Consider the following 8,543-nt stretch of genomic DNA (forward strand, 5'->3'; position numbering starts at 1 on the left):
GCGTAGTTTCTCACGCGACGGTTTTTGGCGAGCCGCCTGCCCGGTAGTTCCCCGGCGTCACGCCGAAGCAGCGGCGGAACCAGCGCGAGAAATGCGCCTGGTCGGCAAAGCCGCATTGCGCGGCCACCTCGGCGGGTGCATGGCCCTCGCGCAGCAGCACCTTGGCGCGAGCGATGCGCGCCAGCCGCGCGTACTGCGCCGGCGCCATGCCGACCGCCGCGCGGAACAGGCGATGGAAATGCTCGCGCGACACGCCGAGCCGTTCGGCGAGCGACGTGGGTTCGATGCGGCAGGCGTCCTCGGTCGCGAGCAGGTCGCACACGGCCTCGACGCGCGCATCGCCCGCGGCCCGTGCGACCGCCACGAGCGGCTCGGTCGTCTGCGTTCGGAAGATGCCGTCGAGCAGCGCGCCGATGCGCGCACCGTCCTTCGCCGATGCCGCTTGCGCGAGCGCATCGACGCTCGCCTCGTCGCGCCAGACCTCCTGCCGCAGCGACCCGCGCCGACCAACCGGCCACCCCATTCGCGCCGCCACCCAGGCGTGCGGCACATACAGCATCACCATGCGAAAGCCCTGCGCGCTCACGCCGGCCGTGTGCAGCGCGAACGGCGGCATCAGCACCAGCTCGCCGGCCTGCGCGGTGCAGGGCGCGCCGGCGCAGACGAACTCGCAGCGGCCTTCGACGATCGCGCCCACGCTCCACTCCGCATGCCAGTGCAATGCGAAGTGCGCCTTGGGATCGCCCGCAAACATCACCTCGACCGGCGTGCCGTCGGCCAGCGGCAGGCCGATCACGTGCGAGGTCGTCGGGGCGGGAAGCCTCATGGCCCGCCGAGGGTAGCGCAGCCGCCCGCCGAAGGCAGCGCCCTCCTCACACCGCGATCGCGCCGCGCACCGTGAGGCCCATCCAGCCCGCGCTGGCCTGCGTCGCCTGCACGGGGCCGAGCAGCGCGAGTTCCTCCACCGGGTGCTCGTGAAAACGCAGCGTGGCCTCGCCCCGCACCCAGCCCGTTTCGACACGGTCGATGATGTCGGCACGCAGATAGCGCGGCACCGCCACGCTGCCCGGCTGCGTCAGGTCGGGCCAGCCGATGGCGCCGATGGTGGGCGCGGCCAGGAAGCCGAGCGGCCCGCTCGCCTCGCCCGACAGCGCGACCGTCGCATCCACCAGCCGCCGCTCCTTCACGCTGAGGCTCGCGCCGAGCCGGCTGCCGGCCGCCATCGGCGCGGCGGCCGGATGGATCAGCGGCAGGCTGCGCGTGAGCCAGGTCTGGCCGATCTTCTTGGGCCAGCCCTGCAGCCAGCCGCGCAGCATCGAGATGTCCTGGTCGACGTAGATGAGCGGGCAGTAGAAGCAGCGGCGCGATGTGTCGCCGCGCGCCGGTTCGATCTCGAGCACCACGATGGTCTCGCGGTACTGCGCGTACACGGGGTCGAGCATTTCGCGCCCGTCGTCGCCGCACGATTGCCAGTCGGCGAAATGCACGCAGCCATGGCCCGTGGCCACGCCGACCTCCGGCGGGACCAGCGCGGCGCCGCGTGCGGCATCGAACGAGAAGCCCACGTTGACCAGCCACCCGGCGTAGTGCCACGGCGGCGCCTGCACGAGCGCGCTGCGGCCCGAAGCGGTGAAGGGGGGAGCGAAGGAAGACGAAGAAGAAGGCGACATCAAACAACCTGTCGTGACGGAGTCAAAGAAGCCCCGCAAGATAGGCACGCCCCGCCTCCGCGTCTTGTACGCCAGTGATGCAATGCACAAACAGCGCTTTCGCGTGCGCGGGGGACGCCATGTGGCGGCGTTGTCCGACTCCGCCCCGCCCTCGCCTCGTGACAATGGACCGGCCCGGCAGACCCGCGCCACAAGCGCAGACGAGCCGACGCATTTCATTTCCAGGCTACGCACCGATGACCCGCATCTACCTCATAGAAGACAACCCCCTGATCGCCACCACCCTGACCGATGGACTGAGGGAATTCTCCGGATGCGAAGTCGTCGCCACCGCCAGCAGCAGCGATGAAGCCATCGACTGGCTCGACGCCAACCCCGACGCCTGGGACGCCGCCGTGATCGACGTGTTCCTCGCGCAGGGCAACGGCCTGACCGTGGCCAACCACCTGAGGGAACGCAAGTCGCCCGCGCAGCGCACCGTGGTGTTCATGAACCACGCGACCTCCGAGGTGCGTGAAGGCGCGCTGTCGGCGGGCGTCGATGCGGTGTTCGACAAATCGCTGCAGCTCGAAGACTTCTACGACTTCTGCCGCACGCTCGGCATTGCGCCGCGCCGTTAGACGTTCAGACGTTGGCCGCGCGAATCGATTCGGCCAGCAGCCCCAGTCCTTCTTCAAAAACCGCTTCCGGAATGGTGAGCGGAAACAGAAAGCGCACCACATTGCCATGCACGCCGCAGGTCAGCAGCAGCAGGCCGCGTTCGAGCCCCGCTGCATGGACGCGCTTCGTGAACTCGGCGTCGGGCTCGCCGCTGTGCGGATCGCGAAACTCCACCGCCACCATCGCGCCGAGGCCGCGCACGTCGCAGATGCGGGGCACCTCGGTGCGCAGCGCCGCGAGGCACGCCGTCAGCCGTTCGCCGAGCATGCGGGCGCGTGCGACCAGCCCTTCGTCCTCGATCACGCGCATCGTCTCCAGCGCCGCGGCCACCGCCAGCGGGTTGCCCGCGTAGGTGCCGCCCAGGCTGCCGACGCGCGTGGCGTCCATGAGTTCGGCGCGCCCCGTGAGCGCCGACAGCGGAAAGCCGCCGGCCAGGCTCTTGGCAGTCGTCACCAGGTCGGCCTCAATGCCGTAGTGCTCCAGCGCGAAGAGCTTGCCGGTGCGACCGAAGCCGGTCTGGATTTCGTCGACGAGCAGCAGGATGCCGTGGCGGTCGCACTCCGCGCGCAGGTGTTCCATGAGCGCGGGCGGCGCCACGTAGAAGCCGCCCTCGCCCTGCACCAGCTCGATGACGATCGCCGCCACGCGCTGCGGATCGACGTCGGTCTTGAACAGCCTGTCGAGCGCCGCGATGCTGTCGTCCACCGTCACGCCCAGCGGCGCGGCCGGAAACGGCACATGCCACACGTCGCCCGGCATCGGACCGAAGCCCGCCTTGTATGGCGCGACCTTGCCGGTGAGCGCCATGCCCATGAAGGTGCGGCCGTGGAAGGCGCCCGAGAACGCCACCACGCCGCTGCGGCCCGTGGCGGCGCGCGCCACCTTCATCGCGTTCTCGATGGCCTCGGCGCCGGTCGTGAAGAGCGCACTCTTCTTGGCACTCGGGCCGGGCACCACGCGGTTCAGCTGCTCGCACAGTGCCACGTACTCCTCATACGGCGTGACGTGGAAGCAGGTGTGGTGAAAGTCGTCGAGCTGCGCGCGCACGGCCGCCACGATGCGCGGATGGCGGTGGCCGGTGGCGAGCGTGGCGATGCCGCTGGCAAAGTCGACAAAGCGCCGGCCTTCCACGTCCCACAGCTCGGCGTTGTCGGCGCGGGCGGTGAAGTGCGGCGTGAGCGTGCCGATGCCCTGCGCGCAGGCGGCGTTCTTGCGAGCCTGCAGGCTCGCGTTGGTCGTGACTTGGGTGAGCATGAAGAAAAAATAGAAAGAGAAGAGACAGAAATCAGCCGCGCATCAGGTGCTCGGCCAGCGCGCGAAAGGCGTGCATCGAGGTCGGCAGGTGCGCGTTGGCAGCCAGCGGGTGCGAGGCAAAACGCGCCACCACCATCTCGGCCTCGGGGTCGATGTGCAGCGCCTGGCCGTGGATGCCTTGTGCGGTGAAAGTACGGCGCGCGTCGTGCGCCACCCACCACATGTTGCGATAGCTCCAGCCGGCCAGCCGCGTGTAGCCCGCGAGCGCAAAGCGCGCCGGATCGGCGCCGCGGCGGATGTCGGCCACCACGGCTTCGGGCACGATCTGCGCGCCGTTGAAGGCGCCGCCCAGCCGCATCATTTCGCCCAGCCGCGCGAGGTCGCGCAGGCCGGTGCACAGGCCGCCGCCCGCGAACTCGGCGCCCTGCCCGTCCACGGCAAAGGCCGCGTCCTGCTCGGCGCCCAGGCGCGACCAGATGCGCTCGCCCAGCACCCGCGCCAGCGGCTGGCCCGCCACGCGACTGATGAGCCAACCCAGCACGTCGGTGTTCACCGTGCGGTAGGCAAAGGCCTCTCCGTGCGTGCCCTGCCCCTGCACGCTCTGCAGGAATTGGCGGTAGCCCTCAGCGCCCGCGTAGCCCGCGGGGCGCGGCAGCAACTGACCGGCGCGTGCGTGCTTCCACACGCCGGCGTCGGGGTCGGTGTAGTCCTCCGAGTAGTCGATGCCCGTCGTCATGTCCATCACCTGGCGCACCGTCGCATGGCCGAAGGCGCTCATCGCCAGTTCGGGGATGTAGTGCCGCACCTGCGCATGCTCATCGAGCGAACCCTCGGCCGCGAGCATCGCGCCGACCGTGCCGACGACCGACTTGGTGACCGACATCGCCATGTGCTGCCCGTGCTCGTCGAGCGCACCGAAGTAGCGCTCGTAGACGATGCGCCCGCGGTGCAGCACCACCGCACCGTCGGCGCAGATCGTTGTGAGCGCGCTGTGCCAGTCGGTGCGCGAGCCGTCGGCGGGCAAGGAGAAGGCCAGCGTGTCGAGCTCCGGCCGCTCGGCGCGCGGCAGCACCGACACCGGGCCGGTGCCGCGCGACACGTTGCGTGTCGGCTGCAGCTCGCGCAGGTGCGAGAAGGCCCAGCGGTTCTCGGGCGCCTGGAAGATCGGGCGTTCGCGTGGGCGCTGCACCGCGGTGCCGGCCGTGGGAAAACCATCGTGCCAGCCGTCGGCCAGCGCGGCATCGGAAACCGTCGTTTGTAGGGTGATCATGGGTGTGCGGTGGCTCATTCGCCGAGCGCATCCAGGTCGCCCATCACGCGGCGCTCCAGGATGTCGCTGGCACGGCTCAGGTGGGCGTGCATGTGTTTGGCGGCGACTTCGAGCTTGTTCTCCTCGACCGCGTCGAGGATCTGCAGGTGCTCGCGGCACGACTTGCGCAGCAGGTCGATGTTCACCAGTGGGTAGTCCGACAGATCGGAGATGCGGCGCAGCCGGTTCTGCTGCTTCACGGCATCGAGGATGAAGCGGTTGCCCGAGGCGCTGGCCAGCAGCTCGTGGAACTGCGCGTTGGCCTCGAAGAACTCCATCCACGAATGGCGCGAGGCGTGCGTCAGCAAGGTCTGCTGCTGTTCGCGGCAGGCGAGCAGCCGCTCGTGCTCGACCTTGAAGCCCGGCTCGCGCAGCGCCGCGCATTCCACCACCAGGCGGAAGCGGTAGCTCTCGCGCTCGCTCTCGACCGAGTCGAGGGTTTCGGTGAACTCCCAGCGCTGGTAGTGGCGGCCGCGCAGCACGCCGTCCTGCAGCAGCGTGGTCATCACGTTGCGCAGCAGCGGGCGCGGCACGCCGTAGGTCTGGGCCAGCTCGAGTTCGTTGACGCGCGTCGGCAACTTGCCCGCGAGGCGGTCGCGCAGCACGCGGTAATAGAGCGTCTTCTCCTCGTCTTCCGGCATCTCGCGGCGTGCGCGGTCGAGCGCCTCGCGGTCGGCCACCAGCGTGTAGCCGCGGTTGGGCACGTGCGCCAGCAGCGCACGCTCGTGCAGCAGGCGCAGCGCGGCGCGCACCGGCGTGCGCGAAATGCCGAGCCGGCCCGCGAGGTCGGTCTCGGTCATGTGGCGGCCGTTCTCGTAGCCGCCGGCCAAGGCCTGGTCGAGGATGTAGCGGCTCACGCGCTGGGTGAGCGGCGGGACCGACTTGTTGTCCATCTGCGTCTGCATCTGCTGCTGCGGGGCCATCCATGGGTCTCCGGAAACACGGGCTGGGTGCCGATCATCGCGGGTTCTTTGTATTTTTGGCCCTAAAAAACCATGTACATCTCACGCCAAAAATACAATTTGGATTCCAAGATCGGCCCCACGCCGACCCGGACGACGGGTCGTTTCCCAAGGAGAAAAACACCGTGGCTTCCGCCGATACCCTGACAACGCCACCCGGTTCGCTCGACGCGTTCTGGATGCCCTTCACGCCCAACCGCAAGTTCAAGCAAGCGCCGCGCCTCATCGTCGGCAGCGAGGGCCTGCACTACGACCTGGCCGACGGCCGCCGCGTGCTCGACGCCATTGCCGGCCTGTGGTGCGTGAACGCCGGGCACCGCAACCCGCGGGTCAGCGCGGCGATGAAGGCGCAGATCGACGTGCTCGACTACGCCTCCAACTTCCAGATCGGCCACCCCGCCGCCTTCACGCTGGCGCAGCGCCTCACGCAGATGGCGCCGGCCGGCATGGACCACGTGTTCTTCACCAACTCGGGCTCCGAGTCGGTCGACACCGCGCTGAAGATCGCGGTGGCCTACCACCGGGCGCGCGGCGACGCGGGCCGCTACCGGCTCATCGGGCGCGAGCGCTCGTACCACGGCGTGGGCTTCGGCGGCATCTCGGTGGGCGGCATCGGGCGCCAGCGCAGCACCTTCGGGCCGCTGCTCAACGGCGTGGACCACCTGCCGCACACGCTCGACCTGGCGCGCAACGCCTTCTCGCGCGGCGAGCCGCCGCACGGCATCGACAAGGCCGACGCGCTCGAGGCGCTGGTCTCGCTGCACGACGCCTCGACCATCGCCGCCGTGATCGTCGAGCCCGTGGCCGGCTCCACCGGCGTGCTGCCGCCGCCGCGTGGCTACCTGAAGCGCCTGCGCGAAATTTGCGACAAGCACGGCATCCTGCTGATCTTCGACGAGGTCATCACCGGCTTCGGTCGCGTGGGCAGCAACTTCGCGTCCGACCTGTTCGGCGTGACGCCCGACCTCATCACCACCGCCAAGGGCCTGACCAACGGCGCCGTGCCGATGGGCGCCGTGCTCATGCGCGGCGCGGTGCACGACGCGTTCATGCACGGCAGCGTGAGCGCGGTCGAGCTGTCGCACGGCTACACCTACTCGGGCCATCCGCTGGCCTGCGCCGCCGCCATGGCCACGCTCGACGCCTACACCGAAGACGGCCTGATCGCCCGCGCCGCCGAGCTGTCGCCCTATTTCGAAGACGGCCTGCACAGCCTGCGCGGCCTGCCGGGCGTGATCGACGTGCGCAACGTCGGCCTGCTGGCCGGCATCGAGCTGCAAGGCTGGCCCTCGGGCCCCGGCACGCATGCGCAGGCGGTGGCGCAACATTGCCTGGACGACAGCGGCGTGCTGGTGCGCTCGGTGGGCGACACCATTGCGCTGTCGCCGCCGTTCACGCTGGAGCGCCGGCACATCGACCAGATCATCGACAGCCTGCGCGCCGCCATCTCGCAGACCGCACAAGCCACCGACACGACAGCCTGACCACCTCAAGCTGCACGCACAGACACACAAGACAAGCCCCGGAGACAAGACACACCATGGACATCGAATCGTTCCCCCTGTACGACATCGAAGGCGACGCGCAGCAGCGCGGGCGCCAGTACGGCCGCGCCGCAGGCGACCGCATCGACCTGAGCCTGCGCACCTACCGCGCCGCCTTCGAGCGCGTGGACCTGAGCTGGGAGCGCACGCGCGCGCTGGCACGCCGCTTCATGCCGATGGTCGAGGCCTTCGACGCCGGCATGCTGCGCGAGATCGAGGGCGTGGGCGAAGGCGCGGGCGTGCCGGCCGAGGACATCGTGGCGCTCAACGCGCGCAGCGAAATGCTCTACGCCTTCCAGCAGCTCGAAGCCACCGAACCGCCCGACGGCTGCACCGGCGTGGTCGTCATGCCCTCGGCCGCGCGCGACGGCAAGCTCATCCACGCGCAGAACTGGGACTGGCGCGTCGAGAGCCTCGAACTCGGCGTGGTGCTGCGCATCCAGCCCGACGAAGGCCCGGCCATGCTCACCTTCGCCGAGGCCGGCACGCTGGCGCGCGCGGGGCTCAACAGCGCGGGCATCGCCGTCACCGGCAACTTCATCAAGGCCGACAACGACGGCAAGCAGCAAGGCGTGCCGCTGGCGCTGATCCGCCGCGGCATCCTGCAGTCGACGCTGTACGCCAACGCGCTGGGCGTGGTGTGCCGCAGTGCGCGCTCGATCTCCAACAACATGATCATCACGCACGCCGAGGGCGAGGCCGTGAGCCTGGAGACCTGCCCCGAGCAGGTGTTCTGGCAGCAACCCGAAGGCGGCATCCTGGTGCACGCCAACCACTTCAAGACCCCGGCGGCGCTGGCGCGCGTGGTCGACCGCAGCCTGGAGACCACGCCCGATTCGCTCTACCGCGACCGCCGCGTGACCGAGGCGCTGCACAACAGGCGCGCAGCGGGCCTGCTCACCGAGCAGGACGTGCTCGACGCATTGCAGGACCGTTTCGGCGCGCCGCGCGCCGTGTGCCGCAGCCCGAGCGCGGGCCCCGGCGGGGCCTCGTCGGCCACCGTGGCGACCATCGTCATGGACACGGCGGCACGAAAGATGCGCATCGCGCCGGCGCCCTTCAAGGCGCACCGCTTCACCGAGTATTCCCTCTGATCCGCCCGCCCCGCCCAGCCATCGCCAGGAGTGTTGCCATGAACCTGCCC

At 69.9% G+C, this 8,543-nt stretch carries 8 protein-coding genes; 3 read left to right on the plus strand and 5 right to left on the minus strand.

Features of this window, described 5'->3' with window-relative positions; genetic code table 11:
* Nucleotides 1-10 precede the first annotated feature (10 nt).
* The gene (locus AC3WQR_RS17180; RefSeq protein WP_492742938.1) at nt 11-826 is read right to left on the minus strand and encodes a helix-turn-helix transcriptional regulator; all 816 of its coding nucleotides are present in this window, start codon (nt 824-826) and stop codon (nt 11-13) included.
* Nucleotides 827-872: 46 nt separating this feature from the next.
* A complete protein-coding gene (locus AC3WQR_RS17185; protein WP_492742940.1) occupies nt 873-1,670 on the minus strand; it encodes an acetoacetate decarboxylase family protein in 798 nt (265 codons plus the stop codon).
* Between the two features lie 236 nt (nt 1,671-1,906).
* Here AC3WQR_RS17185 and AC3WQR_RS17190 point away from each other — a divergent pair, with 236 nt between their 5' ends.
* Complete coding sequence (locus AC3WQR_RS17190) at nt 1,907-2,290, plus strand: response regulator (RefSeq protein WP_062473196.1); 384 nt, start codon at nt 1,907-1,909, stop codon at nt 2,288-2,290.
* A gap of 4 nt (nt 2,291-2,294) precedes the next feature.
* On the opposite strand, the gene gabT is transcribed toward AC3WQR_RS17190, so the two are convergent.
* The 3 genes from gabT to AC3WQR_RS17205 are packed head-to-tail and all read right to left on the minus strand — an operon-like array spanning nt 2,295 to nt 5,816.
* Nucleotides 2,295-3,584 (minus strand): 4-aminobutyrate--2-oxoglutarate transaminase, encoded by a 1,290-nt coding sequence (gene gabT, locus AC3WQR_RS17195; RefSeq protein ID WP_492742942.1) that lies wholly within the window; start codon nt 3,582-3,584, stop codon nt 2,295-2,297.
* A gap of 31 nt (nt 3,585-3,615) precedes the next feature.
* Nucleotides 3,616-4,854: a serine hydrolase domain-containing protein gene (locus AC3WQR_RS17200; RefSeq protein WP_492742943.1), complete on the minus strand. Its 1,239-nt coding sequence runs from the start codon at nt 4,852-4,854 to the stop codon at nt 3,616-3,618.
* 14 nt (nt 4,855-4,868) lie between these two features.
* Nucleotides 4,869-5,816 (minus strand): GntR family transcriptional regulator, encoded by a 948-nt coding sequence (locus AC3WQR_RS17205; protein ID WP_487849427.1) that lies wholly within the window; start codon nt 5,814-5,816, stop codon nt 4,869-4,871.
* A 164-nt stretch (nt 5,817-5,980) separates the two neighbouring features.
* On the opposite strand from AC3WQR_RS17205, the gene aptA reads away from it, so the two are divergent.
* A complete protein-coding gene (aptA, locus tag AC3WQR_RS17210; protein WP_492742945.1) occupies nt 5,981-7,339 on the plus strand; it encodes an omega-aminotransferase AptA in 1,359 nt (452 codons plus the stop codon).
* 56 nt (nt 7,340-7,395) lie between these two features.
* Nucleotides 7,396-8,493, plus strand: coding sequence for a C45 family autoproteolytic acyltransferase/hydrolase (locus AC3WQR_RS17215; RefSeq protein ID WP_492742947.1), 1,098 nt, complete (start codon nt 7,396-7,398; stop codon nt 8,491-8,493).
* Nucleotides 8,494-8,543: the final 50 nt, after the last annotated feature.

This window comes from Variovorax sp. FW305-3-2-15-B-LB1 (genome assembly GCF_058787635.1).